Genomic DNA, 25,068 nt, shown 5'->3' on the forward strand with positions numbered 1-25,068 from the left:
GATATGTTTGAAGCCGCGCGCGTTGATGATCCTATCGGTCATTCCCATGCCATGGCCGGCATGATCGCCGGCACCCTGGTGGGCGGCCTGTTGGCTGCTGCCGGCGGTATCGCGGCCGGCGCGCTGATGATGGCCGGTCTGGCAGCGTCCTGTATCGGCGCCGGCCTGGTGCTGGTCGCATTGAGTTTTGCCGTGGGCGCTGTTGCGGCGGCGGCGGCCACGTCGGCGCGCGACACTATTGCCGAGGCCGGGGCGGGCAATATGTCGGTTAAAGGAAAAATCCTCACCGGCTCTCATAACGTCTTTATCAACGGCAAACCGGCGGCCATCGCCACCCTCAGCCTGGTGGAATGCTCGGACCACGGCCCCTCGATGCAGATGGCGCAGGGCTCCTCGAAGGTGTTTATCAACGGCTACCCGGCGGTACGCACCGGAGACAAAACCAACTGCGATGCCGGCGTAATGAGCGGCTCGGGCGATGTGCTCATCGGCGGCGACCCGGTCACCACCATGGCGATCAGCCCCGAAGTGCCGGAGTGGGCGTACAAGGCCTCCGACCTGACGCTGTTGTTTGCCGGACTGGTGGGGGTCGGCAGCGGCGTGACGAAGGCCGGCCGGCTGGGCGAGTTGCTGGGGCGCCTGCCGGGCATCAACAAGCTCGGGCGTATTCTCTGCCGCACCGGCCAGATGATGGTGACCGCAGCGGCGGGGGCGATCATAGCGCGTCCGGTGGACGTGGTCAGCGGGCAGAAGTTCCTCAATGGCGAGGAGGACCTTGATTTTGAACTACCTTCGCGCCTGCCGCTACGCTGGCAGCGTTACTGGCGCAGCGGCAATCCCGGCGACAGCGCGCTGGGCCGCGGCTGGAGCCTGCCGCACGAGTCCTGGCTGGCGCCGTATCAGGACGGGCTGGTGTGGCGCGCGCCTTCGGGCGATTACGTCAGTTTCCCGCACGTGCCGCCGGGCTATCGCACGTTCTGCAAAGCAGAGTCGCGCTGGCTGGAGCACCTGGCGGATGATAGCTGGCAGGTCTACGGTCCGGACGACGAGCGCTGGTGCTATCCGCCGCTGCAGGATGACCGGCCGTCGCAGTTGGCCCGCATCATCGACGCGACCGGCAACGCCACCGACTTCCAGCGCGATGAGGCGGGCCTGCTGACGGAGGCCGTGGACTGTGCCGGCCAGCGCATTGCCTGCGGCTACCAATACGCCGCCCACGGCACCCGGCTGAGCCGCGTCGATCTGTACACGGATAACGGCCCGCTGACGCTGGTGCGCTATGACTACGATGAAGAGGGACAGCTGATCGCGGTGCGCGGCCGGGACGGCAGCGTAGTGCGACGCTTCGGCTGGCGCGACGGGCTGATGGCCAGCCACCGGGATGCGGCCGGGCTGCTGAACGAATACCGCTGGCAGGAGATTGACGGCTTGCCGCGGGTGACCGGCTACCGCAACAGCGCCGGCGAGCAGTTGCATATCGAGTATGACTTCGCTGGCGGCAGCCGCAGCGTGCGGCGCGACGACGGCACGGTCATGCGCTGGCGGGTGGAAGACGACGACACGGTGTCGGCCTACCTGGCGCCGGACGGGCGGCAGTACGCGCTGCTGTACGACGACCAGGCAGGCGATGACCGGGCCGGGCTGTGCGGGGTCATCCTGCCGGGCGGCGCGGTGCGTCGTACCCGCTGGGACCGGTTCAACCGGTTGACGGAAGAAACGGACCCGGAGGGACGTTGCACCCGCTATCAGTGGTGGCGCAACAGCGACCGGATGACGGCGGTCATCGGGCCGGACGGCGCGACAACCCGCAACGACTATGACGACCAGGGCCGGGTCATTTCGCAGACCGGTCCGGCCGGCGACGTGACCCGTTACCGCTACCCCGATGAGCAGGAGAGCCTGCCGGAAGCCATTATCGATGCGCAGGGCGGTGAGGTGCGTCTGGAGTGGAACCGCCAGGGCCTGGTGACTCGCTACACCGACTGCTCGGGCAGCGCCACGGCCTACGAATATGACAATCTGGGACAACTGCGTAAACAGACCGATGCGCAAGGGCAGGTCACCCGATACGACTGGCATCCCGATGGCCGACCGGCGCGCATCGTTCGCGCCGATGGCAGCGAAGAGACCTTCGCCTGGCAGGCAGATCGACTGGCGGCGTGGCAGGACCCGGCGGGCAGCAGCATCCGCTGGCAGTACAACGCCCTCGGCCTGCCGGTCCGCGTCACCGATCGCATCGGGCGCGAACTGATCTATGACTACGACCCGCGCGGCCACCTAACCACGCTCGATAACGGCAACGGCGGCGCATACCGCTTCGAGTACGACCCGGAAGGCAGGCTGGAGCGCGAAATCCGCCCGGATGAAACGCAATACCGGCTGGAGCGGGACGAGCGCGGCTTCCCGGTCCGGCGTACCGAGGCCGGTCGGCCCGATGTCGAAGGCGGCCTGCCGCTGCGGGTGAAGCAGTATCAGTTCGACGATGGCGGCCTGCTGATGGGCTATGCCACAGAACAGGCGCACTGGCATTACCGGCGCGATCGCGCCGGACGTCTGACAGAGCTGACGCGCACGCCCACCGAAGCCGGCATTGCGCTGGGCATCGAACCGGACACCGTGCAGATCCGCTACGACGCCGCCGGGCGGCGAGTGGCCGAACAGGGCCTGCACGGCGAGCTGTTGGCCGAGTTTGACGGGTTGGACAACCTGACGGCGCTGACCACGCCGCAGGGCGACCGCCTGCAATGGCTGTACTACGGCTCCGGGCATGCCAGCGCGGTGAAGTTCAACAAGCAGCTGGTGAGCGAATTCACCCGCGACCGACTGCACCGGGAGATAGCCCGCAGCCAGGGCAGCCTGACGCAGCAGCGCGGCTATGATGCGCTCGGCCGCAGAGCCTGGCAGAGCTGCGGGGCGCTGAGCGACGACGGTCGGATAACCCGGCCGGAAGAGGGGCTGCTGTGGCGGGTGTTCCGTTACACCGCCCGCGACGAACTGGCCGGAGTGAACGACGCGCTGCGCGGTGACGTGCATTACGGCTACGATGCGCAGGGAAGGTTGCTGAGCCAGTCCGAGCCGCGTCAGGGCCTGCATCAGCGCTTGCGCTACGATGAGGCGGACAACCTGCTGGACGACGCACGTGCACATCCGGTGAGTGACAACCGCCTGACGCAGTGGCAGCGCCTGTTCAATCGCTACGACGCCTGGGGCAACCTGATCACGCGCCGCAGCGGCGCGGACGAACAGCACTACATCTACGACGCGGACAACCGGCTAATCCGCGCGCGCGGCACCGGCCCGGAAGGGGAGTTCGAGGCGCACTATCAGTACGACGCCGCCGGCCGGCGCAGCCGAAAACGGGTGATCAACGGGCAGGGGACGCAGCGGCGCACGCACGAAACGCGTTTTATCTGGCATGGGTTGCGGCTGCTACAGACATTGCATGACGACGGCACGCGCCGGACGTACACCTATGATCCGGCGGAGCCGTATACCCCGCTGGCACGCATCGACCAGGCGGGGGATGCGCCGCACGGTCAACTGTACTGGTACGGCACCGACTTGAACGGCGCCCCATTGGAGGTGACGGACGAAGACGGGACAGTGCGCTGGAGCGGCGTGTACGGCGAGTTCGGTCGGGTACGCCATCAGACGGTGGACAGCCAAATGCTGCGCGGGGGCAAGCCGGTCATCGACCAGCCGCTGCGCTATGCTGGACAGTACGCAGACAGCGAAACCGGGCTGCACTTTAACCTGTTCCGCTACTATGATCCCGAATGCGGGCGTTTTACCAGTCAGGACCCGGTAGGGCTGAAAGGCGGGCTGAACCTGTATGCCTACGCGCCGAATCCGCTCAGTTGGATCGATCCGCTTGGTCTTACTGCATGTGGCTCGACCAAATCTAACGATCATGTAGATCTCGCTACTCCGCAACGTCGTAAGCATATTCTTGATGGAGATGCTACTGGTGGTGGGCACCGACCAGGAACGGGCCACCCAGGTAAGAGCGAATTCCCATCAGGATGGTCTGATGACAAAATTATGCATGAGATATCTGACATAGCTACAGATCCTTCGTTGTCATCTACTGTGGGACGTGGAGGAAGAACTGTGACGAATGGGACTCGTGACGGTATTGATATTAGAGTAATCCAAGAAAGAAACGGTGATATTGTGTCAGGTTTTCCAACTAATGTACCTAGGAACCCCCGATAATGAATGTTGACTACCAAGAAATAGAAAAAAATTTCTCTGAATTAATTATTTCTTTGAGTAAAGCATTTACGCCTGAAGAAATAAATGAAATTACAGAATTCATTGATCATGGTGAGTATGGGCTGGCTTTAGATACTGTGATTGATATTATCACAGAAGAGGATAAGGAAATTAGCCATGATAATTTTAATATCATAGTTAAGCTATCTAATATTATGGATTTAGAAACAGATGTTATTATCAAAAAGATAGCAAGACATATATGTTAATTATAAACAAAATATATAGGTCAGCGATGTGCTCTGTTTGACAGTCAAGGGAACGTAAAAGCTACGGGTGTATGGCAGAGTGGTAATATGACGCCAGATGAGGCAGCCTTAGGTTTTCCTCAAAGTACCTTGGCTACTCATACAGAAGCTAGGATCACTCGTGAATTAAGTTCAATCGCTGAGCCAGGTGACAAATTGGTAATTCAAGGTGAGTACCCGCCATGCAATAGCTGCAAGGGTAAAATGAATGTATTCAAAGCGCAAACAGGTGCTGATGTGGAGTATAAATGGCCTGCAACTGAGCATGGGGGCGACAGAACTTGGCGCTCAAAAACTAATTCCTCAAACAAAGGTGGCAGTTGCGGAGGAGTGGCGAAATGACAGCAACTATTGTTTTTACTGCTTCTGTGGTGAAAAGCTATAAAGAGAATGATGTGCTTACGGTTGCATTGGGTGATGATCCTATCAAGCCGCACAATTTCTTCATCATAACGCGTTTGGATGACGAGGATAACGCTACTGTTGATGACAATATAGGGTTTCAAACGCATCACTCAGAATACGAAGCTTCTGGAGCGATATCGGAGGTTTTATTAACGCAAGAGAGCTTAACTGTACACATAAAGCCAGAATATGCTCAGCATTTCGGAGGTATTTGTTTTGTCGGTAAATTTATCAAATCCGAAGATTTGGATGGTGAAGTAACTGCACTGAGTGGCACTTTGAAGGAAATGTTTGCTGGAAGTCGGGTGCTTTTGAAGGTAGAAAATAACTAGTTCCCAACGAGTGCTCGAACGATGCATTAACTGGTCCGGTAACGCGCCTGGCCTGCTCTTCCATTTTCATCCAGGCGATGATGCGGCTGACATTACTTGCGTCTTATGTCCCTGTGGATTGGTTGTCCGTATGAATCGAAGTAGCGGCTGGGCCAGATTTCGAAAGGGGGGAGGCCAAGCTTTTCTGCGATCAACAACTCGCCTTTCGGCCAGGGCCGGACGCGACCCGCAGGAAGTCGTCGCGGCCCATGTCCGCCGCCTGGAAGCCCTGCGCCGGGCCGGCATCGTGCAGCGCGTGATCCTCGCCCGAAACCTGCTGGGGACGCTGCGCAACCGGGAACTGGCTCAGGGCGCGAAAGACATTGCCGCCGACACCGGCCTGGAGCACCGCCCCACTGCAGACGGGCAGCGCGTGGCGGGCATCTACCGGCGCTCCGTCATGCTCGCCAGCGGGCGTTACGCGATGCTCGATGACAGTATGGGGTTTTCGCTTGTGCCGTGGCGGCCGGTGATCGACCAGTGGCTAGGTCAGCAACTCGCCGCCACGGTGCGCGACGGTGGAGTCTCGTGGGAGATTGGGCGGCAGCGTGGTCCGGCTATGGACTGATGTTGAAGTGCGTTGTCTCGGCTGAGCGCACCAGCCAGTCTTCCACGGCCAGCACCGCGTCGGATACAGACCGCCGGCCGGGCTTGAGGACGTGGTACGACATGCCCTTGAGCACCGGTTCGGCCACGATTTCCAGCAATCCCATACGTAGTTCTTCCTCAACCAGAACAAGGCTGAGCAAGGCCATGCCCTGGCTTGCAACAGCCGCCTGGATGGCGTGGCTTTCCTCGGAATAGCGGATGCCGGTGGACAGGTCGGAGGGCGGGTGGCCGCTCTCGCGCATCCAGGCCGCCCAGGTGAGATCCATGGGGAGGGGACGATGCCAGTCGAAATGGATCAGCGGCCATTGCGATGCCTCCTGGCGTATCGCGGCCCGCATGGTCGGACTGGCGACAGGGGCGAAACGATCCTCCAGCAACAAGGTGGCGGTGAGGCCCGGGTAATGGCCGTGGCCGTACCGGATCGCCAGGTCCGCTGTGCCAGCGTTCAGATCGACGGGCGCGTTGGACGCATGCACGTGCAGGTCGATGTCGGGATATACGGTCTGGAACGTGGCCAGCCTCGGCACCAGCCATTTGGTGGCGAAGGCCGGCGTCGCCGACAGCGTTACCGACGCACGGCGAGGTCGGCGCACCTGCTCGATCGCCATGGCGATGGCCTGGAAACCGCTGCTGACCGCCGCATGCAAGGTCTGCCCATCCGGCGTCAGTTCGACCGCGCGGACCTTGCGCACGAACAAGGGGCGTCCGAGGTCTTCCTCCAGCACGCGAATGCGGTGGCTGATGGCGGTGGCCGTGACGGCCAGTTCCTCGGCAGCCTTCTTGAAACTGCTCAGTCGCGCTGCCGCCTCAAAGGCACGCAATGCGCTGAGCGAGGGAAGGCGCGTCGTCATCTATGAATGATTCCATATCATCTATTGGCTGATAAATTATCGTTTGTTTGGGCTTTCTTCTCGGGTGAAACTTTGTGTGAGTGATTTTACTTCATCCATCAGGAGCATTACCAGCATGACCACGCTTTTGCACATCGACGCCAGCGCCCGCCCAGGCGGTTCCGACGCGACACCCCACGGCTCGCACACACGCCGACTGACGGCCCGTTTCGTCCGGCAATGGACGGCACAACACCCCGAAACACAGGTGATCTACCGGGATGTGGGCCAGGAGCCCCCGCCGCCCGTCACCGGTCGCTGGATCCATGCCGCGTTCACGCCGGAATCCGAGCGCGAGGACTGGATGCGAGAGGCGCTGCAGCCTAGCGACACGCTGGTGGATGAACTGCTGCATGCCGATCTCATCGTCGCCGGCGTGCCGATGTACAACTTCGCCCCGCCGGCACAGTTCAAGGCCTGGATCGACAACATCGTGCGCGTGGGACGGACTTTCGGGTTTGATCGAAGCCGCAGCGGCGAGCCGTACTGGCCGCTGCTGGCCAATGCCGGTAAGCGCCTGGTGATTCTTTCCTCGCGCGGGGATTACGGATACGACGCAGGCCAGCGCCTGGCGGGGTGCAACCATGTGGAAGCGTCCGTGCGCACCGCCTTCGCCTACATCGGCGTGACCGATGTGCACGGCGTGGCCATCGAGTACGACGAGTTCGCCGACCAGCGGTTGGCCGATTCGATCCAGCAGGCCGAAGCTGCGGTGGACGGACTGGTGTCGCTGCTGGCAAGCCGAGTGGCCTCGCCGACCAGCCAGATGGATTGAGGCATTTGGCGATGCGGAAGGCATAGGTCGGCAGCCGATCGCAAATGCGCGGGATGATTGGCGCACGGTGACGACCAGATCGCCGTTGACAGGGAAGAGCCCACGTCGCAGCGGTCAAAACCGACTATTGCCTCAAGCCAAATCCTGCGCCACCCGTTCGGCCAGGAAATCGAGCAGCACCCTGACCCTCGCCGGCACATGGCGGCCTGGGCCGACGAACACTGCATGGATGTCTTCCACTGCGCCGCAGTCGTGCTTTTCCAGCAAGGGCACCAGCCTGCCAGAGGCAAGATCGGCTCCGACGTGGTAACGCGCCAGCCGGGCGACACCGACCCCGGCCAGCGCCATCTGGCGCATGCTCTCGCCATCGCCCAGGCGCAGGTCGCCCGACGGTGCGATGGCGATGTGCGCGCCATCCCCGCCGATGAAGGGCCAGGCATCCACATGCCGGGCGTAGTTGAAGCCCAGGCGCCGGTGCTGGTGCAGGTCTTCGGGCCGTTCAGGAGTGCTGGCGCGGCGCAGGTAGTCCGGCGAGGCCACCACCACCAGGCCGCTGGCGCCGAGTCGGCGCTGGGTCAGGCGCGAATCCGGCAGCGGTCCGGTGCGGATGGCGACGTCGCTGCGGTCGTCCAGCAGATCGACCACGACGTCGCTCAGCGTCACGTCCAGTTGAACGTCCGGGTAGCGTTGCAGAAATTCCGACAGGCGTGGCAGCAGGTAATGGACGCCGAAGGCCACATGGCTATTGATCCGTACGCGCCCGCGCGGCGATCCCACCTGTGCGGCCTCGTGCTCGGCGCAGTCGATGTCGTCGAGGATGCGCAGGCAGCGTTCATGGAAGGCGCTGCCTTCGGGCGTGAGTTGCAGCTTGCGCGTGGTGCGATGCAGCAGCTTCGTCCCCAGGCGCGTTTCCAACCGATTGATGAGCTTGCTGACGGCCGAGGCCGTCATACCCAACGGTTCGGCGGCCGCAGTGAGGCCTTCGGCGGCGACCACCGCGATGAACACTTCCATCTCGAAGGCGCGATTGATGTTTTGCCTAGACATTCAAGGAATCCATTTCAATAGTGAATTGAACTGAAGCATCTATTTCATCATAGCTGTTCTCTCTACACTCCGAAAGAATAGATTCAATTCATCTATTACGGAGTTCGTGATGGCTGTTTCCACCCAGCGCGGCACCTTGCCCGCTTTGTTGTCCATGATGGTCGGTGGCTTCGCCGTCGGCACCACCGAGTACGCGAGCGTCGGCGTGCTGCCGCAGATAGCCGACGACTTCGGCGTCAACCTGGCGCGCGCCGGGCTGGTCGTCAGCGGCTATGCGCTGGGCGTCAGCTTCGGATCGCCGATCCTCGCGGCGCTGACGGGAAACCTGTCGCGCAAGACGCTGATGCTGGCGGTCATGACCTTGTTCGTCCTGGCCAATGCCGCCGCCGCATTGAGCGCGAGCTACGAATTCCTCATCGTCGCGCGCATCGTCTCCGCGTTGCCGCATGGCATCTTCTTCGGTGTCGGCGCAGCGATCGCTGCGAGCCTCGTGGGGGAAGACCGGCGGGCCTCGGCGGTGGCGATCGTGTTCGGCGGCCTGACGATCGCGGTCGCGGCCGGCGTACCGATTGCGACCGCCATCGGCCAGCGCCTGGGTTGGCCGATGGCCTACTGGTTTGTCGCAGCCATCGGTCTGGTGTCGTTGCTGGCGATGGCGGCCACCTTGCCGCGCAAGATCGACATCGCGCCGGCCGGCAGCCTCATCGAACAGGTCAAGGTGCTGGGCAGCGGACGCCTGCTGATCGCGTTCGGCATGAACTTCTGTGCCTGGGGCGGCACCTTCGTCGCCTTCGCCTATCTGCCCAGCATCCTGGCCGACATCACCGGCTTCGGCCCGAACGGCGTGGCGTGGATGCTGGCCCTCTACGGTGTCTCGGTGATCGTCGGCAATTTTCTTGGCGGGCGCGTCTCCGACAAGAAGGTGGTGCCGGCGCTGGCGCTGATGCTTGGCGCGCAGGCGGCGGTGCTGCTGATCTTCACCTTCACCGCGTCGTCCATATTCGGCTCGATCCTGACGCTGGGCGTGCTAGGCGCGCTGATGTTCTGCAACGTGCCGGGCCTGGCGCTGTACGTCGTGCAGCTTGCCCAGCGCCATCGGCCCGGCAACGTGGACATCGCCTCGACCATCAACGTGTCGGCGGCGAATGCCGGCATTGCGCTTGGCGCTGTCATCGGCGGGTTGGTGGCGGAATCCCGGTTGGGGCTGGGTGCAACGCCGTGGGTCGGCGCGATCATGGTCGGCATTGGCCTGCTGCTGACGGTGTGGAGCGGTTGGCTGGATCAAAGAGAGGCAGGTGCAGGCTCAGTGACCTCGAACGATGTTCGAGCTCGGTGAGCCAAGGAGGCGGCGTGGGCCACCCCGCGTTATCGACTGCGCTGACCTCTGGGTCTGGGGGGCTTGCTCAGCGTAGCCGGAAACACCCGTGCGCACAGGAAGTCCACCAACGCCCGCACTTTCGGCGAGGGGTGCTTGCTCGCCGGCCACAGCACATGGAAGACGCCGGCGCGCTCTACATGGTCAGCGAGGATGGGGTGAAGCCGGCCGTCGGCCAATGGCTCGCGGATGGCGAAGTCCGGCAGATAGGCGATCCCCAGTCCCTGCAATGCAAAACATACGCGCGTCTCGATGTTGTTGCAGATCATCGAGGTGGGCAGTTGCAATTCGGGCTCGCCGGGCATTTGCCGCAGCGCCCAGGTCTCCAGCTTGCCGCTGTTGGGAAAGCGATAGTGCAGGCAGGTGTGCTGGCGCAGATCGGCGGGCGCCACGGGCGTGCCTCGGCGGGCCAGATAATCCGGCGAGGCCACCAGCCGCATCTGGAAGGTGCCCAGACGACGGGCCGACAGGCGCGAGTCGGCCGGTTCGCCCGTACGCACCACGGCATCGAAGCCTTCCTCGACCACATCGACCATCCGGTCCGTGAAGTCCAGGTCCAGCTCGATCTCGGGGTACTCGCGCATGAACTCGCCGAGTACCGGCAGCACCAGCGAGCTGACCAGCGGCAGGCTCACCCGCAGGCGACCGCGCGGTGCGGCGGTGGCTTGCGACAGCTCCAGTTCCGCCGCCTCGATCTCGGCCAGGATGCGGCGGCTGCGCTCCAGGAACAGCGTGCCCTCGGCGGTCAACGTGACGCTGCGCGTGCTGCGGTGGAACAGGCGTACCCCCAGCTTCTCTTCCAGCCGCGCCACGCTTTTGCCGACGGCCGAGGCCGACACACCCAGCAGCCGGCCGGCGGCGACGAAGCTGCGCGTCTCGGCGACCTGTACGAACACCAAGAAGCCATTCAGGCTGTCCATAATCCGCTCCTCTCACAATTGCGGACATTTTGTTCCGCACATCAAGGAACTGTAGCCTACTTTTTCTTTAATCGAGATATTTATATCGTCAAGGCATTGCCTATTGAATCGAGGTATTTGCCGTGACGAGTCTGCAATTTCCCCTGCGCCAGGGTGTTCCGCCCGCGCACCTGTCCGCACGTATCCAGGTCGCCGTGCAGCAGGCACTGGACGACCAGCGACTGGTCGGTGCCGTCGTCCTGGTCGCCCGCGATGGCGAACTGATCCACCAGCAGGCCGCCGGCTTCGCCGACCGCGAAAGCGCACGGCCGATGGCCCTGCAGACGGTCTTCCGGCTGGCTTCGGTGAGCAAGCCCATCGTCTCCACGGCGGCGCTGGCGCTGGTGGGGCAGGGGCGGCTCGACCTGGAGGCGGGCATCGAGCGCTGGCTGCCCGGGTTCCGGCCCCGGTTGGTCGATGGCCGCGAGGCGCGCATCACGACGCGGCAATTGCTCAGCCATACGGCGGGGCTGGGCTACCGCTTCTTCGAGGCTGACACAGACGCTCCCTATGCGCGGGCCGGCGTCTCGGATGGCATGGATGCATCCGGCATCTCCCTGGCCGAGAACCTGCGCCGCCTCGCCAGCGTGTCGCTGCTGTACGAGCCGGGCACCGCCTGGGGGTATTCACTGGCAACCGACGTGCTGGGTGCCTTGATCGAACGGGTGCATGGCGCGCCGCTGGACTTCGCGGTGCGCCAACTGGTGACCGGCCCGCTACACATGGTGGATACCGGTTTCGTCGCGCGCGAGCCAGAGCGCGTGGCCACCGCCTATGTGAACGGCACACCGCAGCCGCATCAACTGGCCGAGGGTGAGATTGTCTCGGCCTTCGAGGGCGCCGTCGGCATCGCCTACAGCCCGGCCCGCATCTTCGATGCGCAGGCCTACCCGTCGGGTGGCGCCGGCATGGCCGGCACGGCCGGGGATTTCCTGCGCCTGCTGGAAATCCTGCGCCAGGGTGGCGGCGCGTTGCTGCCCGGCGAACTGGTCGAGGAAATGGGACGCGACCAGACCGGTGGCCTTGAGTTGGCCGCCGCACCGGGCTTCGGTTTTGGCCTGGGCTTCTCAGTACTGCGCGACCCTCGGCTGGCCGCGTCGCCGGAATCGGCAGCCACCTGGCGCTGGGGCGGCGCCTATGGCCATTCCTGGTTCGTAGATCGCGCGCAGGGCCTGAGCGTCGTGGCCTTCACCAACACGCTGTACGAAGGCATGTCCGGCCGCTTCGTCACCGACCTGCGCGATGCCGTCTATGGCGCGCTGGAGGTGCGGTGATGAAGACGCTACCCGCACACATGGCGGCCATTGCGTTTCGCCGCGGTGCCACGCTGGACGATCTCGACTGCCTGACCGATATCGAAACCGAGCGTCCCGAGCCGGGGCCGCACGACTTGCGCGTCGCGGTTCATGCCGTCTCGGTCAATCCGGTGGACACCAAGATCCGGGCGGGTTCGGTCGCAGTGCCCGATGGCGTCCGCTTGCTGGGCTGGGATGCGGCGGGAATCGTCGAAGCCGTCGGCCAAACGGTCACGCTGTTCCAACCGGGTCAGAAGGTCTACTACGCTGGCTCCTTCGATCGCACCGGGAGTAATGCACAGTTCCACCTGGTGGACGAGCGCATCGTCGGCCACATGCCCCGTACTCTGAGCTTCGCCGAAGCGGCGGCGCTGCCGCTGACCGCGCTGACGGCCTGGCAACTGCTGTTCGACCGCCTAGGCGTGGCACCCGGCAAGCCGGCTGATGCCGGTAGCCTGTTGGTTCTGGGCGGCGCTGGCGGGGTCGGCTCCATGCTGATCCAACTCGCCCGGAGCCTGACCGGCCTGACGGTGGTTGCCACCGCCTCGCGCGCGCCAAGCCGCGACTGGTGCCTCGCCCTGGGTGCCCACCATGTCATCGACCACCGGCTGCCACTGCCGGCACAGGTCGGCGCGCTGCCGGTGCCGCTCGTCACCCACATCGCCGCGCTGTCGCATACCGCCGACCATCTGGCCGAACTGATCGCGCCGCAGGGTCGGCTGGCGATCATCGACGATCACGACACCTTGGACGCAGCGCCTTTCAAGGCCAAGAGCGTGTCGCTGCATTGGGAGATGGTGTTCACCCGTCCGCTGTACCGCACGCCGGACATGATCGCGCAGCACCGCATCCTCGACGAAGTGGCCGCGCTGGTGGACGCGGGCGTGCTGCGCTCGACCGTCAGCCACGTGCTCCATCCGTTGGACGCAACCCGCCTGATCGAAGCCCATCGGCTGGTGGAAGGCGGCGGCGTCGCCGGCAAGGTGGTCGTGGCACGTTCAGTGGACGACACGGCACAACCCGCGCGGGAGGCTGGACGATGAGCGCCACTGCCCACGACCGCCTGCCACTGGTCTCGCTGCTGGCGCTGGCCATGGCGGCCTTCATCACTATCCTGACCGAGGCGCTGCCGGCCGGTCTGCTGCCGCAGATGGCGCAGGGCCTGGCGGTGTCCGAGGCCTGGGTCGGCCAGACCGTCACGATCTACGCCATCGGTTCGCTGCTGGCGGCCATCCCGCTGACCGCCGCCACGCAGGGCGTGCGGCGGCGCCCGCTGCTGCTGGCGGCTATCGCGGGCTTCGTCGTCGCCAATACTGTGACCACGTTCTCCGGCAGCTATCTCCTGACGATGGTGGCCCGCTTCCTCGCGGGCGTGTCGGCCGGGCTGCTGTGGGCGCTGCTGGCGGGCTATGCCGCGCGCATGGTGCCGGAGCACCAAAAGGGGCGCGCCATAGCCATTGCGATGGTCGGCACGCCATTGGCGCTGTCGCTGGGCGTGCCGGCCGGCACCTTCCTCGGCAATCTGGTCGGGTGGCGGACTTGCTTCGGCATCATGAGCGCACTGGCGCTGGTGCTAATGGTGTGGGCGCGCATCAAGTTGCCGGACTTCGCCGGCCAGGCCACGGGCAAGCGCTTTTCGCTGGGGCAGGTGTTCACGGTACCCGGCGTGCGGCCGGTGCTGTTCGTGGTGCTGGCCTTCGTGCTGGCGCACAACATCCTTTATACCTACATCGCACCGTTCCTGGCGGCGGCGGGCATGGCCGAACGGACGGATCTGGTGCTGCTGGTGTTCGGCGTCTCATCCCTGCTGGGCATCTGGATCGTTGGCGTGCTGATCGACCGCTACCTACGCGTGCTGACGCTTGCCAGTACGTTCGTGTTCGGCCTGGCTGCGCTGACACTCGGCGTGGCGGGCGATGCGCCCGGCGTGGTGTATGCGGCGGTGGCCGCCTGGGGCCTGGCCTTCGGCGGTTCGGCGACGTTGTTCCAGACGGCACTGGCCAAAACGGCAGGAGACGCCGCGGATGTCGCGCAGTCCATGCTGGTCACCGCCTGGAACACGGCGATTGCCGGCGGCGGCATCGTCGGGGGCGTGCTGCTCGAACGCCTGGGCGTCGACGCCTTCGCACCGGCCTTGCTGGGGTTGCTGGCGGCAACGCTGGTGGTGGTGTGGGCCGCCGGGCGGCATGGCTTTCCCGCCCCGGCGCTGGCGGCCGGCGCGTGCCCGGCGATGTCCGATCGACGGACCGGGGCGCGGCCATGAACGGCACCCGGCCATTGTTCTTCATCGCACTGGGCCTGTTCGGCCTGTATGCGGTCGAGTTCGGCGTGGTCGGCATCCTGCCGGCCGTCGTCGAGCGTTACGGCATCACGGTCGCGCTGGCCGGGTGGCTGGTGGCGCTGTTCGCGGGCGTGGTCGTGGTCTGCGGGCCGGCCATGGTGCTGTGGCTGTCGCGCTTCGACCGGCGCAAGGTGCTGGCCGCCTCGCTGCTGGTCTTCAGCCTGTGCAGCCTGCTGTCGGCCTGGGCGCCCAGCTTCGGCGTGGTGCTGGGGGCGGCGGTCGGCGGCGGCTTCATCGACGCGGCAGGGATGCAGGGAACGGTTTGGAGCGGCTGGCTGTTTGCGGCGTTGGCGGTTTCTACGGTGCTGGCCAGGAAACCCTGGTGGGCAAGCGAGGCCGCATGAACGACGCTGCGCTGGCAAAGCACACTGCGGATACCACGCGACCGCCCAGCCCGCTGGTCGGGGTTGAGCGGCGATGCGGCCGTTGACGGAACGGCCTGGGTTACAGGAGGACGAGGGAGGGGGAACGCTTGGCGCTGCGCCACCTGCGCTGCTTCCAGGCCGTAGCCGAAGAACTGCACATCGAACAATCGCCGCTGTTGCGCGCTATCAGGATGCAGAAACAAGAACTAGGTGCGCTTATGGATGAATCCGAGAGGATTGCAGGCTTGAATAAATGGATATACAATAAAATAATGTATATCTTTAGGGGGCGATGATGCAGGTATCAAAGTGGGGCAACAGTTTGGCGATCCGATTGCCGGCAAGTTTGGTCGAAGCCTTGGAGTTGCAAGAAGGCGATGACATCGAGATCGTGGTAGACGACCCGCGTACGTTTGCAGTCAGGAAGAAGCCTGGCGCGGATGAACTGCTGGAGCGGCTACGCGGCTATCGTGGCAAGCTGCCGGCGGACTTCAAGTTCAGCAGGGACGACGCCAATGAGCGTGGGTAAATTGCGGCCTTTCCTGGACAGCAACGTTGTGCTGTACCTGTTGTCCGATGATGCCGCCAAAGCCGACGGCGCTGAGGCATTGTTGAAGACGAACCCTGTGATCAGTGTCCAGGTTCTCAACGAGGTGGCCGCCGTGTGTCGTCGTAAACTGGCGATGAGCTGGCAGGATATCGGGAGTTTTCTCGATCTGGTTCGCAACTTCTGCGATGTGGTGCCGCTGACGGTGGAGGTGCATGACCGGGCGCGCTACATTGCCGAACGGCACCTGTTGTCGTTCTATGATGCGTGCATCGTTGCCGCGGCCGCAGTGGCCGGGTGCCAGACGCTGTACAGTGAGGACATGAACCACGGCCAGATCCTGGAAGACAGTCTCACCATCAGGAATCCGTTCGTTAGAATCTGAGTTGCCTTCATCCCGCCGCTGATATGTTGTGTGCGGCTACAGCAAAGGCCGACTCGGGATAGGAGTGAAGCAGATGGCAAAAGATTCGCACTCTGAAAGCCGTGCCCACAGGATTGGCCAGTATGTGGGCCAAGTCTGGCGAAATTGGGTAGGAGAGGAGCAACGTTTTGTTGCCTGGCTGATCAAGCGGAATGTCCCGGCAGGCATTGCGAGGGTAGTGCCGTGGTGCTTCAGGCTGTTTGTCCTCGGTCTTCTGCTTTACTACGTGGGATTCTGGTTGGCCGTATTACTCGTCATTCCTCAAGTGGTCAACGCGTTGATCCGCATGATCCTGATGACGAAGATTGAGATGGTTCGGTATTAGCCTAATCCTACAAGACCTTATTTGTAACCTTGTTGACGGCTGCTCCACCCCTATCCTTGCCTTCTTTGGTACCCATGCCTAAACTTTGGGCTATTCCACCAATTCGAAATCCCGCCCAAGCTAAAGCTGCCACCCAAAAGGACGGAAGTACGATAAACATCGTCGCCATCACGAAGTTCAATAGCATGTCGCCGAAAGTATTGTTGATCCCAATCAGTGGGTCGAAGTTGGCATGAGGGCGATCGCTCCCGAATCCGGCAGGACTATACAGCGCATCGAGGATCGTGGAATCCACCCATCGCGCGAGTTCGAACCAAAATTCGACGAAGTACAGGGCGAAGAGCACGCAACTGACAGTGACAAAAGCTTTCAGATCGTAGGTGGCAAGAGTCAGCACGAGCGGGATGCATCATCGGAAAGGGTATAGGCTTTACCGGTGGCTTTAGCCCGCCGTACGGTGGTATCGGAAAGTGCCATAATCGTCGCTCCTGATTACAAGTCAGAGCTGGATTCTGGTTTCCAATTGCACAGGGCTAATAGCAACAATGCGAATGCAATCCTCCCTCTTTCCGATGGACTTAATAATGGACTTAAAAGTATCGGATACAGGTGGATTTCAGTGGAAGTCGTTGGAACGTGGAAAGATGATTTTTATCCATCTTTCAATGACCTGTGGACGTCAGTAGACATCCGCAGAACAAGAATTGGCTCCCCCGACTGGACTCGAACCAGTGACATACGGATTAACAGTCCGCCGTTCTACCGACTGAACTACGGGGGAATCGTGTGAACGGGGCGCATCATATCCGGCGTCTGCGGTGCTGTCAACGGCAAAATCGGCGTTGTGGTCCGACTGTTTAGACCCTGTACAATTCTTATTTATCGCCGGTTAATAAATCGCGGGCGCCCGGTAGTTGGTACTGTTTTGCCATGCTTTGAGACGGCTCAGCGGATCCTGACGGTAGAACCCGGTAAAACATTGGTATAACGCCGGGAATCGTTCAGCCAGTAGTTCCGGCGCGCTGAAGAAATATTCGGAAAGTACCGCAAAGCATTCGGCGGGGTCCTGGGCGGCATAGGGATCCATGCTGGCCGCGGCTTCGCCCACCAAATCAATTTCTTCCTGCAGCGCTTCCATCGCGGCGTGTAAATGCTGTTCCCATAGGGCGATATCGCGCAGCGCGATTGGTGGAACGCCGGTGGCGATGCCGCCGCTGCGTATATCCAGCTTGTGCGCCACTTCATGAATAACCAGATTAAACCCGGACAGGTCGAATGAATCCTGTACTTCCTGCCAGTTAAGGACGATCGGCCCTTGGTCCCAGCTCTGCCCCGACTGGACAATCTGGCCGGTATGCACCAGGCCGATATCGTCTTGCCATTCGTCATCGACAATAAAGGGACCGGGATAAATCAGTACTTCATGGAAGCCGTTCAGGCATTCAAGGCCCAGTTCCAGCACCGGCAAAGCAAATAGTAATGCGATGCGCTGCTGCATGATTTCCGTTAACGACAGTTCCTGTAAGGGAATAAGGCGTTTTTGCCTCAGCAACTGGCCGGCGATATTAATCAGCCGCTGCCGCTCCGCGTCGTTCAAAGGCGCCAGTAGCGGAATAGAGATTGCCGGCAGCCAGAGGTCGGGCGGTTCCGCCTGAAGTTCATTTGTTTTCCACGGCCACTTAATCATGCTGTTGCTCGCAAAGTCATCACTTGAGTTTAAAGACAAGAGCTAGTGCTGTTAAAATGCCGCAAAAGCGGGCATTATAGCAACCGCTTAAATGGAGAGATGCCGGAGCGGCTGAACGGGACGGTCTCGAAAACCGTTGAGGGAGCAATCCCTCCGAGGGTTCAAATCCCTCTCTCTCCGCCACTATTCAAACAGTTAGCCCATTGTACGTCTACGACATCCATCACACTTGATATATCGCCTCCCCGTTATCCCCGTTGCAAATATGCCGCAATAGCCGGCTGCGTAACACGGAAAACTGCGCCGCGGCGCGCGTTTTGGCAGAGTACCAGGCGATGATATGATCATCAGCAAGCCCGGTGATCGGGGCTTGCCGCGCAGGCGTGGTTACTTTCCGGCAGTAAAGTAATCGTTGTCATCTACGATAGGGACGTATGCTCGTACCCATTCGTTGCCGTCAATGATTTCCCAGCTGTGTCCTTCTCCCTGGAGATCTTCGGCAAGAAGCACGGTTCCAGGGGCAATGATAAATGTGGCGCCGTCGCTGACTTTAAATTTCAGCGTGCCTTTCAGCGTGATGACGTACTGTTTTCTTGGCGCCGGATGAACGTTTTTCTCCCAATCTTCCGTGGAGTTGCTGATCCAGAATTTTTGCGCCGGGATCTTTTCCAACGCCGGAATACTTCCGGTTAAAAAGGCCGAGTGGTTGTCCGGCGTATTGATTAGCTTGATTGCCGGTATGCGCGCGTCGGCGCTTTCTGTCGCCGCTGACGACGCACCGTATCCGGCCATGGATACGGATAAACCGGCCAGCGCCAAAAGAAGTAATTTTGCTTTTTTCATTAACTGCAGTCCCTGTGATGTGTTGTTAGTTAACCACTATCTGTTTAAGCCCGTATTGTACGAAGGCGTTGCAACGCGTGCCGCACGGTGCGGGATACTACGCCTATCCTGCGACGGCGGGCCAGGTGGTTGCGCCGATTACTTCAATCGGCGCCGCTGCCGCGAGTAAATTCAACCCTTTATCGCCGGGTAAATTTGTCAGATTGCGCCCTATGTACTAATTTCATAGTCAATCATCAGATTACGGAGGTTGATATGGGTTTTTGGCGCATCGTTTTTACTATTATTCTGCCGCCGCTGGGCGTGCTGTTGGGGAAAGGCATCGGCTGGGCATTTATCCTGAATATCATTCTGACATTGCTGGGATATTTCCCGGGGTTGATTCACGCCTTTTGGGTGCAGGCGAAAACCGACGGTATTTGAGCAAGCGCCGCGCCGAATCCGGTAACCGCGCGGGTTTGCACGATAAATAACATAGCACGATGCATTATCTCGAACGGACGACGCCATTGGCGTCGTCCGTTTTTTGCCGTATTCCCGCCAGAGATTCCTCCCATGATGCTGTTCAGTATGCAGCCAGAAATGTTATTCTGATCGCCTATTGCTGCTACCGCATATCCGTGTCGCCAACGCCTTAAAACCGTCTGTTTCATCATCGATTTGGGTCTTTATCGCTGGTGGCGAGCGGCCTGTTGTGCGCTAAAACAAGATATGCAGTATGTACAGGTATCCGCGCCTTGCCATTCTATTAATTAAAAATGCGGATGCAGCAGCGAGCTTTGTCGCGTTCGGGGAATCAAGATGGTTGATGTGCTGATAAAAGCCTTCTCGTTTGTTTTTGTTATTATTATCGGATACTGGCTGAAGCAGCGTGGCGTATTGCAACGTTCCGATAGCCTGGCGCTGTCGAAAATCATGATGAATATCACCTTGCCGGCGGCGGTGATCACCGGGTTCGCCAGCTTCAAGGTCGATCATTCATTGCTGATTCTGGTGGCGCTGGGGCTGGGGTGTAATCTTTTACTGATGGGGGCGGGGTATTGGATTGCCCGCAAAGGCCCGGATGAGAAGAAAGCCTTCTATATGATCAATTCGCCGGGCTACAACATCGGCTGTTTTACCTTGCCCTACGTCCAGAGTTTTCTCGGGCCGGTGGGCATCGTCGCCACCTGTCTGTTCGATGCCGGGAATTCCGTTATCTGTACCGGCGGCAGCTACGTTGCGGCATCCCATGCTACGGGGCGCAGCGCCGGCCTGAAAAATACCTTTAAGCGGCTATTTTCCTCCATCCCCTTTGATGTCTATATGCTGCTGTTGATCGCCGCGCTGTTTGATCTGTACCTTCCCAGCCAGATTACCTTGATTACCTCGACCATCGGCAACGCCAACCCGTTTCTTGCCATGTTGATTATCGGCATGATGCTGGAAATCAATATTAACCGGGCGGCGCTGGCGAACGTCGCCAAGGTGCTGTTGCTGCGCTATAGCGCAGCCACCCTGTTTGCCGTCGCGTTTTATTATTATACGCCGCTGCCGCTGGAAATCCGTCAGGTGCTTGCGGTGGCGGTGTTTTCGCCGGTATCGTCGCTGGCGCCTCTGTTTACCTCGAGATTCAGCGTGATGTACGCGTCGGTCTCCAGCTTTGCCAACTCCTTATCGGTCATCATCAGTATTACCATCATGACGACGTTGTTGACGCTGATGCAGTCATAAGGACGGCGACCCGTCGGCGGCGTTGCCGGATTTGACCACCCGGTTACGTCCTTGCTGCTTGGCCTGATACAACGCGATATCCGCCCGGTTGATCAGCGTATCCAGCGTTTCATCCTGCCGGCATTGCGCTACGCCGCAGCTGATAGTGATATGAATGACCTCGTCGCGATACGGCACCGCCGTTATTTCAACCTCGCGGCGCAGCGTTTCCGCGCGTTGCAGCGCATTGTCGATATTGCAGTTATCCAGCAGGACCACGAATTCTTCGCCCCCCCAGCGGCATGCTCGATCGCTATGGCGTATTGACTGCTGAAGCAGCCGGGCTATTTTTTGCAACACCAAATCCCCCACGCCGTGCCCGTAGCGATCGTTGATCTGTTTGAAATTATCAAGATCAATCAGCAGGATGGATAGGGGCTTATGTTGAACCGACTGTTTGGCGTACAGACGCTTAAAGAAATAATCGAAAGCCTGACGGTTCATCATGCCGGTCAGCTTATCCGTGGTCGCCATTTGCTCCAAACGGCGCTGATAGCCGCCAATGGTCACCCACAGCAGGAATAAAAACAGGATGCTGACGACGACGCTGACGCTAAGATTTTTCATCAGCGTGGCGAAAAGCCGTCGCTCACCCGGGTGACTGTTTTGCTCTATCATCAGGTACCAGTCAAACTCGGGCAGCAGCCGGGTATTAAGAAATACTTTGTTGCCCTGTGACTGGTATTCATAAGCGCCGCCGGGCACCGTGAGAATGGCGGTGGCAAACGCCGACAGCCCCGGCTGTTGCTGGATCTTCAACGGTCGGTCGTAGCTTTTGCCATGCAAGGTTACGTTACCGGTTTTATCGACAAAATAGATCGTCCGGTTATAGCGCTGCTGGTATTTTTCGATAAGCTGTTTTACCCGCTCGACGGGAATGCCGATGCCGGTAACGCCAAGGAAATTGCCTTCATAATCCATAACCTTGTGGTTGATAAAGATGTCCATATGCGAGCGGTCTTCGGGATCGACGCGGATATCGGTGAAGTAGGGCACGTCGTCCGACAGGGCTTTGGCCTGAAAATACCACTGATCCTCGGGGGATTGCGGCGAGATAATGCGCTGAATGCGCAGGGGGTCGTAGAAGCGCCTGGTTTTCTCGGAGGCAAAAAAGGAAAATAAGGTGTCGAAGCGGCGGTCGATCTCTTTCAGATAGCGAATCATCGCCTGCGGGTCGTTTTCATTATTGAGCACCCAGTCGCGCACAAAGGTATCGTGAGCCATCAGCGATGAGATAAAGATGGGTTTCAGCAGGTCTTGCTGGATTTCGGAGTAGACGTTATCGCTGGTCAGGGGCAGGGTGTTTTCTTTGATGTCGGCCTCCAGCGATTTTTTTGCCACTTCATAGCTGGTCCAGCTAATAATCAGAAATGCGGTGAGCAGCATGATGGCAAATAACACAATTGCCCGTGGTTTATTCAGCCAGAGTGAATTTGTCATCAATCCTGTCAGCAACGCAGCGTTCCCCGTGTAATCGACTAACCAGAGGCAGACGGAAAACCCTCGTTGACCCTGATGATCGCCAGTAAATTTCCTTATGGAAGTTAAGCAGGCATACCGGGAAACATCAATAAAAAAGCGCCCTCGCCGGGCGGAAATGTAATGATTGGTATTTTATTGTGGTGTTGTTAAATGTAACTTGTGAATGCCGCTGAAATGATGTTATCAATTAGCGGTAAAAACGGTAATTAAGTCGGGTTGGTAATGATAATAGAACAACGTAAAAATAAGCAGGGTCGCCCAACAGCACTTTTATTTATTAATCAAAAAGCAAGAAATGGTGATTCATCAACGTCGTATGTGAACCAATTATTACAGGCGCATGGTATCGCGGTGATTGAACCCGGCGCGCAGGATTCAGGCACCAGCGGCGATATTATTCGCGCCCATGCCGATGATGTGGACTTTGTTATTATCGGCGGCGGCGACGGCACGCTCAACGCCGCGGCTCAGGCGCTGGTTGATACCGGGCTGCCATTGGGGGTGTTGCCGTTAGGCACGGCGAATGATTTTGCCCGCACCCTGGATATTCCCAGGGATTTAAAACAGGCGGTACAGATTATTGCCGACGGATATTTAAGAACCATCGATCTGGGGGAGGTTAACGGTCATCTGTTTTTTAACGTCTCCAGCATCGGTTTTTCGGCGGCGCTGGCGCGCGGATTGTCCGCCGAGTCTAAAAAGCGCTGGGGAACGCTGGGATATGCGCTGGCCGCGTTTAAATTACTCAAGCAAAGTCGGCCGTTCAGGGCTGAAATTGAACACGATGGCGTCAGGGAGCGGGTTAGAACCGTTCAGGTTTCCGTGGGCAACGGCCGATTTTACGGCGGCGGCATGACGGTGGAGCAGACGGCGGCCCCGGACGACGGCCGGCTTGACGTCTATAGTCTGGAGGTTTCCCACTGGTGGGAAATCATCGCGCTGGCGCCCTTTTTGCGCCGGGGAACCCACGGACGCTGGCGAAAAGTACGGGCTTTTTCCGCGACCCGTTTAACGTTGCATACCGCAAAACCGCATGATATTAATGCCGACGGCGAGCTGATTGGTAAAACGCCGGCGACATTTACCCTTAGAGCGCGCGCTATTCGCGTATTTTCACCGCAAAAAACGGCGGCTAATTAAACTTATATAAGTGATGACGATGCAAACAATTATTTCCGCCATACTGGCTTTCTTTCTGTTTGAACCAATTGAAAGCGAATTAAACCGCTATGCGGAATCCGCGAATATATCGCAAGAAACGGCTCGGCAGGTATTGTCATGTTTAAAAGCCGATACGCCGAAAATTGTGGAGAAGGCGCAGTCGGATCTGTGGTGGACCACCACAACCATTCTGTCGGTTTGGACGGGAACGTCCGATATTAAACAGATTATTAGCGAAGCGGCGCCGACCTGCGGCGCGCCGTTTAATAAAGTTAATAAACAGGTCTGACGGCGAATAATGGATCAATCAAGGCGTTGAAATTTTCAGGTCGGCCGCCGGGCCGGCCTGAATATCGCCGATTAATAAGGTTGTCGCTATTTAAAAATACGAAAGCGTTCTTCATCCGGGATGTAACTTTTTTCACCCGCGGGCTGTTCAATCGAACCAAACGGCAGTTGGGCGCGCAATTTCCAGCTTTCCGGCAGCTGCCACTGTTTTTTCACATCATCATCAATCAGCGGATTGTAGTGCTGCAACGAGGCGCCGATGTTTTCCTGCGCCAGCGCGGACCATACGGCAAACTGGGTAATCGCCGTCGAGTGTTCCGACCAGACCGGGAAGTTCTCCGCGTACAGGGCGAATTTCCGCTGTAATTCCTCAATCACCCTGGTGTCTTCAAACAGCAGCACCGTTCCGGCGCCGGCGGCAAAAGAGGCGATCTTTTTGGCCGTGGACGCGAACGCCTCTTCAGGCACGATTTTTTGCAACTGCCGTTCAACGATGTCCCACAGTTTTTGGTGTTGTTCGCCAAACAGAATAACCACGCGGGAGCTTTGCGAGTTAAAGGAGGAAGGGGTATGCCTGACGGTCTCGGTAATCAGTGATACCACCTGATCCTCCGCTATCGGCAAGGTATTGCCGATGGCATAGATGGAACGGCGGTTCTTGATAGACTGCAGAAAAGCGTTGCTCATAGTCTGTTTCTCTTTGCATGATTGCCCGGTTCAGTACTGTGGCACTGATATAGGGCGCATTCAATACAATAGTGTGTTGATTTGTATATTTATATTTACTATTGATGGGTGAATTTGTCATAAACGGCGCGGGCGGCCGGCCGCGCGTCGGCGGGGATATTATCCGCCGTTACAGACCGGACAGGAGGGATGCTTCGGCAGCTTTATTTCGCGGAATTGCAGCGTCATGGCATCGAAAATCAACAGCCGGCCGCTAATGACCTGACCGTACCCCGTCAGCAGCTTGATGGCCTCCAGCGCCTGCAAACTGCCGATGGCGCCGACCAGCGGGGACATCACGCCCGCTTCCGCGCAGGTCAGCGCGTTTTCGCCAAACAGCCGGCTGAGGCAGCGATAGCAGGGCTCATCCGGCCGGTAGGTAAATACGCTGATTTGTCCTTCCATGCGAATGGCGGCGCCGGAAATCAGCGGTTTTTTCAGCTGAAAGCCAATACGGTTAAGACGATCGCGGATAGCGACATTGTCGGTGCAATCGACGATCGCCTGGTGTTTTTCCACCAGCGCGCTTAACGCCGCATCATCCAGGTTGGCGTTGACGGTCTCGAGCGACAGATGCGGATTGATTTCCGCCAGGGCGATGCGCGCCGAGTCAACTTTGGGCATGCCGATGCGGTCATCGCGGTGCAATACCTGGCGCTGCAGATTGGAGAGCGATACCTGGTCGAAGTCCAGCAGCGTCAGATGCCCGATGCCCGCCGCCGCCAGATATTGCGCGGCGGCGCAGCCCAGTCCGCCGAGTCCGACAATCAGCAGACGCGCGGCTTTCAATTTTTCCTGCCCGTCGAAATCGAAGCCGCGCAGCATAATCTGGCGATTATAACGCAGCTCCTCCTGGCGGCTGAGTTCCGGCAGCATAA

27 protein-coding genes, 2 tRNA genes and 1 pseudogene are annotated in these 25,068 nt (G+C 59.8%); 19 read left to right on the top strand and 11 right to left on the bottom strand.

Translation table 11 applies throughout. The annotated features are described in order from the left end of the window. Positions 1-3 precede the first annotated feature (3 nt). From MFP24_RS01830 to MFP24_RS01845, 4 genes are read left to right on the top strand one after another with little or no spacing between them, the layout of a single operon-like run. On the top strand, positions 4-4,215 hold the full coding sequence (locus MFP24_RS01830; RefSeq protein ID WP_249228907.1) for an RHS repeat-associated core domain-containing protein: 4,212 nt from the start codon (positions 4-6) through the stop codon (positions 4,213-4,215). After that, positions 4,215-4,484, top strand: coding sequence for a MafI family immunity protein (locus MFP24_RS01835; RefSeq protein WP_249228906.1), 270 nt, complete (start codon positions 4,215-4,217; stop codon positions 4,482-4,484). The genes MFP24_RS01830 and MFP24_RS01835 overlap by 1 nt, the downstream gene beginning before the upstream one ends. A gap of 33 nt (positions 4,485-4,517) precedes the next feature. After that, complete coding sequence (locus MFP24_RS01840; RefSeq protein WP_263458380.1) at positions 4,518-4,865, top strand: hypothetical protein; 348 nt, start codon at positions 4,518-4,520, stop codon at positions 4,863-4,865. Further along, a complete protein-coding gene (locus MFP24_RS01845; protein ID WP_249228904.1) occupies positions 4,862-5,260 on the top strand; it encodes an Imm10 family immunity protein in 399 nt (132 codons plus the stop codon). The genes MFP24_RS01840 and MFP24_RS01845 overlap by 4 nt, the downstream gene beginning before the upstream one ends. 92 nt (positions 5,261-5,352) lie before the next feature. On the opposite strand, the pseudogene MFP24_RS01850 reads toward MFP24_RS01845, so the two are convergent. Continuing rightward, positions 5,353-5,478: pseudogene (locus tag MFP24_RS01850) on the bottom strand (helix-turn-helix domain-containing protein); the annotation flags it as partial. Between the two features lie 77 nt (positions 5,479-5,555). On the opposite strand from MFP24_RS01850, the gene MFP24_RS01855 reads away from it, so the two are divergent. Then, positions 5,556-5,867 (top strand): DUF3363 domain-containing protein, encoded by a 312-nt coding sequence (locus tag MFP24_RS01855; protein WP_438839183.1) that lies wholly within the window; start codon positions 5,556-5,558, stop codon positions 5,865-5,867. Here the strand turns inward: MFP24_RS01855 and MFP24_RS01860 are convergent. Next, positions 5,857-6,759: a LysR substrate-binding domain-containing protein gene (locus MFP24_RS01860; RefSeq protein WP_249228903.1), complete on the bottom strand. Its 903-nt coding sequence runs from the start codon at positions 6,757-6,759 to the stop codon at positions 5,857-5,859. The two genes, MFP24_RS01855 and MFP24_RS01860, sit on opposite strands and share 11 nt — an antisense overlap. Positions 6,760-6,874: 115 nt before the next feature. Here MFP24_RS01860 and MFP24_RS01865 point away from each other — a divergent pair, with 115 nt between their 5' ends. Beyond that, a complete protein-coding gene (locus MFP24_RS01865; protein WP_249228902.1) occupies positions 6,875-7,573 on the top strand; it encodes an FMN-dependent NADH-azoreductase in 699 nt (232 codons plus the stop codon). Between the two features lie 132 nt (positions 7,574-7,705). Here MFP24_RS01865 and MFP24_RS01870 read toward each other — a convergent pair whose 3' ends face one another. Continuing rightward, positions 7,706-8,620 carry a LysR family transcriptional regulator gene (locus MFP24_RS01870; RefSeq protein ID WP_249228901.1) on the bottom strand — a complete coding sequence of 305 codons (915 nt, stop codon included), beginning with the start codon at positions 8,618-8,620 and terminating at the stop codon, positions 7,706-7,708. Between the two features lie 109 nt (positions 8,621-8,729). On the opposite strand from MFP24_RS01870, the gene MFP24_RS01875 reads away from it, so the two are divergent. Next, the gene (locus MFP24_RS01875) at positions 8,730-9,956 is read left to right on the top strand and encodes an MFS transporter (RefSeq protein ID WP_249228900.1); all 1,227 of its coding nucleotides are present in this window, start codon (positions 8,730-8,732) and stop codon (positions 9,954-9,956) included. A gap of 29 nt (positions 9,957-9,985) precedes the next feature. Here the strand turns inward: MFP24_RS01875 and MFP24_RS01880 are convergent, their stop codons facing one another. Next, a complete protein-coding gene (locus MFP24_RS01880; protein ID WP_249228899.1) occupies positions 9,986-10,915 on the bottom strand; it encodes a LysR family transcriptional regulator in 930 nt (309 codons plus the stop codon). Between the two features lie 122 nt (positions 10,916-11,037). Here MFP24_RS01880 and MFP24_RS01885 point away from each other — a divergent pair, with 122 nt between their 5' ends. The 7 genes from MFP24_RS01885 (at position 11,038) to MFP24_RS01920 (ending at position 16,251) form a co-directional block, all read left to right on the top strand. After that, positions 11,038-12,228, top strand: coding sequence for a serine hydrolase domain-containing protein (locus MFP24_RS01885; RefSeq protein WP_249228898.1), 1,191 nt, complete (start codon positions 11,038-11,040; stop codon positions 12,226-12,228). Positions 12,229-12,248: 20 nt separating this feature from the next. Then, a complete protein-coding gene (locus MFP24_RS01890) occupies positions 12,249-13,292 on the top strand; it encodes a zinc-binding alcohol dehydrogenase family protein (protein WP_249228935.1) in 1,044 nt (347 codons plus the stop codon). After that, positions 13,289-14,512, top strand: a complete 1,224-nt coding sequence (locus MFP24_RS01895) for an MFS transporter (protein ID WP_249228897.1) — start codon at positions 13,289-13,291, stop codon at positions 14,510-14,512. Before MFP24_RS01890 ends, MFP24_RS01895 begins: the two co-directional genes overlap by 4 nt. Beyond that, complete coding sequence (locus tag MFP24_RS01900) at positions 14,509-14,934, top strand: MFS transporter (protein WP_249228896.1); 426 nt, start codon at positions 14,509-14,511, stop codon at positions 14,932-14,934. Before MFP24_RS01895 ends, MFP24_RS01900 begins: the two co-directional genes overlap by 4 nt. Positions 14,935-15,247: 313 nt before the next feature. Then, the gene (locus tag MFP24_RS01910) at positions 15,248-15,484 is read left to right on the top strand and encodes an AbrB/MazE/SpoVT family DNA-binding domain-containing protein (RefSeq protein WP_249228895.1); all 237 of its coding nucleotides are present in this window, start codon (positions 15,248-15,250) and stop codon (positions 15,482-15,484) included. After that, the gene (locus MFP24_RS01915) at positions 15,471-15,887 is read left to right on the top strand and encodes a PIN domain-containing protein (protein ID WP_249228894.1); all 417 of its coding nucleotides are present in this window, start codon (positions 15,471-15,473) and stop codon (positions 15,885-15,887) included. The genes MFP24_RS01910 and MFP24_RS01915 overlap by 14 nt, the downstream gene beginning before the upstream one ends. Before the next feature lie 73 nt (positions 15,888-15,960). After that, the gene (locus MFP24_RS01920) at positions 15,961-16,251 is read left to right on the top strand and encodes a DUF3742 family protein (RefSeq protein WP_249228893.1); all 291 of its coding nucleotides are present in this window, start codon (positions 15,961-15,963) and stop codon (positions 16,249-16,251) included. 7 nt (positions 16,252-16,258) lie between these two features. Here MFP24_RS01920 and MFP24_RS01925 read toward each other — a convergent pair whose 3' ends face one another. From MFP24_RS01925 to mtfA, 3 genes are all read right to left on the bottom strand, one after another. After that, positions 16,259-16,648, bottom strand: a complete 390-nt coding sequence (locus MFP24_RS01925; protein WP_438839182.1) for a conjugal transfer protein TraG N-terminal domain-containing protein — start codon at positions 16,646-16,648, stop codon at positions 16,259-16,261. Positions 16,649-16,956: 308 nt separating this feature from the next. Continuing rightward, positions 16,957-17,032: transfer RNA gene (locus tag MFP24_RS01930), tRNA-Asn, on the bottom strand. A gap of 108 nt (positions 17,033-17,140) precedes the next feature. Beyond that, positions 17,141-17,938, bottom strand: a complete 798-nt coding sequence (gene mtfA, locus MFP24_RS01935) for a DgsA anti-repressor MtfA (RefSeq protein ID WP_249228892.1) — start codon at positions 17,936-17,938, stop codon at positions 17,141-17,143. 93 nt (positions 17,939-18,031) lie between these two features. On the opposite strand from mtfA, the gene MFP24_RS01940 reads away from it, so the two are divergent. Then, a tRNA-Ser gene (locus MFP24_RS01940) sits at positions 18,032-18,121 on the top strand. A 204-nt stretch (positions 18,122-18,325) separates the two neighbouring features. On the opposite strand, the gene MFP24_RS01945 is transcribed toward MFP24_RS01940, so the two are convergent. Next, complete coding sequence (locus MFP24_RS01945) at positions 18,326-18,781, bottom strand: cupin domain-containing protein (RefSeq protein ID WP_249228891.1); 456 nt, start codon at positions 18,779-18,781, stop codon at positions 18,326-18,328. Positions 18,782-19,036: 255 nt separating this feature from the next. On the opposite strand from MFP24_RS01945, the gene MFP24_RS01950 reads away from it, so the two are divergent. Together MFP24_RS01950 and MFP24_RS01955 are read left to right on the top strand one after the other, a co-directional pair. Next, positions 19,037-19,204 carry a YqaE/Pmp3 family membrane protein gene (locus MFP24_RS01950; RefSeq protein WP_249228890.1) on the top strand — a complete coding sequence of 56 codons (168 nt, stop codon included), beginning with the start codon at positions 19,037-19,039 and terminating at the stop codon, positions 19,202-19,204. Positions 19,205-19,582: 378 nt separating this feature from the next. Further along, positions 19,583-20,494, top strand: a complete 912-nt coding sequence (locus MFP24_RS01955) for an AEC family transporter (RefSeq protein ID WP_249228889.1) — start codon at positions 19,583-19,585, stop codon at positions 20,492-20,494. On the opposite strand, the gene MFP24_RS01960 is transcribed toward MFP24_RS01955, so the two are convergent. Next, positions 20,489-21,973, bottom strand: a complete 1,485-nt coding sequence (locus MFP24_RS01960) for a sensor domain-containing diguanylate cyclase (RefSeq protein ID WP_407061967.1) — start codon at positions 21,971-21,973, stop codon at positions 20,489-20,491. The genes MFP24_RS01955 and MFP24_RS01960 overlap by 6 nt on opposite strands. A 264-nt stretch (positions 21,974-22,237) precedes the next feature. On the opposite strand from MFP24_RS01960, the gene MFP24_RS01965 reads away from it, so the two are divergent. Both MFP24_RS01965 and MFP24_RS01970 read left to right on the top strand, forming a co-directional pair. Beyond that, entirely contained in the window at positions 22,238-23,155 is a 918-nt protein-coding gene (locus tag MFP24_RS01965) for a lipid kinase (RefSeq protein WP_249228887.1), read from the top strand. A gap of 19 nt (positions 23,156-23,174) precedes the next feature. Then, positions 23,175-23,465, top strand: coding sequence for a hypothetical protein (locus tag MFP24_RS01970; RefSeq protein WP_249228886.1), 291 nt, complete (start codon positions 23,175-23,177; stop codon positions 23,463-23,465). Positions 23,466-23,551: 86 nt separating this feature from the next. Here the strand turns inward: MFP24_RS01970 and MFP24_RS01975 are convergent, their stop codons facing one another. Continuing rightward, positions 23,552-24,151, bottom strand: a complete 600-nt coding sequence (locus tag MFP24_RS01975) for a nitroreductase family protein (RefSeq protein WP_249228885.1) — start codon at positions 24,149-24,151, stop codon at positions 23,552-23,554. A 159-nt stretch (positions 24,152-24,310) separates the two neighbouring features. Next, the gene (gene moeB, locus MFP24_RS01980) at positions 24,311-25,066 is read right to left on the bottom strand and encodes a molybdopterin-synthase adenylyltransferase MoeB (RefSeq protein ID WP_249228884.1); all 756 of its coding nucleotides are present in this window, start codon (positions 25,064-25,066) and stop codon (positions 24,311-24,313) included. Positions 25,067-25,068 lie beyond the last annotated feature (2 nt).

Origin of the sequence: Brenneria tiliae, from assembly GCF_023347575.1 — a bacterium.
In the GTDB taxonomy this organism is placed as follows: domain Bacteria; phylum Pseudomonadota; class Gammaproteobacteria; order Enterobacterales; family Enterobacteriaceae; genus Brenneria; species Brenneria corticis.

What these genes read in the sequence shown, in the direction of transcription:
- MFP24_RS01830 (WP_249228907.1), top strand. Translation starts at nt 4, where the DNA reads ATGTTTGAAGCCGCGCGCGTTGATGATCCTATCGGTCATTCCCATGCC.
- MFP24_RS01835 (WP_249228906.1), top strand. Translation starts at nt 4,215, where the DNA reads ATGAATGTTGACTACCAAGAAATAGAAAAAAATTTCTCTGAATTAATT.
- MFP24_RS01845 (WP_249228904.1), top strand. Translation starts at nt 4,862, where the DNA reads ATGACAGCAACTATTGTTTTTACTGCTTCTGTGGTGAAAAGCTATAAA.
- MFP24_RS01860 (WP_249228903.1), bottom strand. Translation starts at nt 6,759, where the DNA reads ATGACGACGCGCCTTCCCTCGCTCAGCGCATTGCGTGCCTTTGAGGCG.
- MFP24_RS01865 (WP_249228902.1), top strand. Translation starts at nt 6,875, where the DNA reads ATGACCACGCTTTTGCACATCGACGCCAGCGCCCGCCCAGGCGGTTCC.
- MFP24_RS01870 (WP_249228901.1), bottom strand. Translation starts at nt 8,620, where the DNA reads ATGTCTAGGCAAAACATCAATCGCGCCTTCGAGATGGAAGTGTTCATC.
- MFP24_RS01875 (WP_249228900.1), top strand. Translation starts at nt 8,730, where the DNA reads ATGGCTGTTTCCACCCAGCGCGGCACCTTGCCCGCTTTGTTGTCCATG.
- MFP24_RS01880 (WP_249228899.1), bottom strand. Translation starts at nt 10,915, where the DNA reads ATGGACAGCCTGAATGGCTTCTTGGTGTTCGTACAGGTCGCCGAGACG.
- MFP24_RS01890 (WP_249228935.1), top strand. Translation starts at nt 12,249, where the DNA reads ATGGCGGCCATTGCGTTTCGCCGCGGTGCCACGCTGGACGATCTCGAC.
- MFP24_RS01895 (WP_249228897.1), top strand. Translation starts at nt 13,289, where the DNA reads ATGAGCGCCACTGCCCACGACCGCCTGCCACTGGTCTCGCTGCTGGCG.
- MFP24_RS01900 (WP_249228896.1), top strand. Translation starts at nt 14,509, where the DNA reads ATGAACGGCACCCGGCCATTGTTCTTCATCGCACTGGGCCTGTTCGGC.
- MFP24_RS01910 (WP_249228895.1), top strand. Translation starts at nt 15,248, where the DNA reads ATGATGCAGGTATCAAAGTGGGGCAACAGTTTGGCGATCCGATTGCCG.
- MFP24_RS01915 (WP_249228894.1), top strand. Translation starts at nt 15,471, where the DNA reads ATGAGCGTGGGTAAATTGCGGCCTTTCCTGGACAGCAACGTTGTGCTG.
- MFP24_RS01920 (WP_249228893.1), top strand. Translation starts at nt 15,961, where the DNA reads ATGGCAAAAGATTCGCACTCTGAAAGCCGTGCCCACAGGATTGGCCAG.
- mtfA (WP_249228892.1), bottom strand. Translation starts at nt 17,938, where the DNA reads ATGATTAAGTGGCCGTGGAAAACAAATGAACTTCAGGCGGAACCGCCC.
- MFP24_RS01945 (WP_249228891.1), bottom strand. Translation starts at nt 18,781, where the DNA reads ATGAAAAAAGCAAAATTACTTCTTTTGGCGCTGGCCGGTTTATCCGTA.
- MFP24_RS01950 (WP_249228890.1), top strand. Translation starts at nt 19,037, where the DNA reads ATGGGTTTTTGGCGCATCGTTTTTACTATTATTCTGCCGCCGCTGGGC.
- MFP24_RS01955 (WP_249228889.1), top strand. Translation starts at nt 19,583, where the DNA reads ATGGTTGATGTGCTGATAAAAGCCTTCTCGTTTGTTTTTGTTATTATT.
- MFP24_RS01960 (WP_407061967.1), bottom strand. Translation starts at nt 21,973, where the DNA reads ATGACAAATTCACTCTGGCTGAATAAACCACGGGCAATTGTGTTATTT.
- MFP24_RS01965 (WP_249228887.1), top strand. Translation starts at nt 22,238, where the DNA reads ATGATAATAGAACAACGTAAAAATAAGCAGGGTCGCCCAACAGCACTT.
- MFP24_RS01970 (WP_249228886.1), top strand. Translation starts at nt 23,175, where the DNA reads ATGCAAACAATTATTTCCGCCATACTGGCTTTCTTTCTGTTTGAACCA.
- MFP24_RS01975 (WP_249228885.1), bottom strand. Translation starts at nt 24,151, where the DNA reads ATGAGCAACGCTTTTCTGCAGTCTATCAAGAACCGCCGTTCCATCTAT.
- moeB (WP_249228884.1), bottom strand. Translation starts at nt 25,066, where the DNA reads ATGCTGCCGGAACTCAGCCGCCAGGAGGAGCTGCGTTATAATCGCCAG.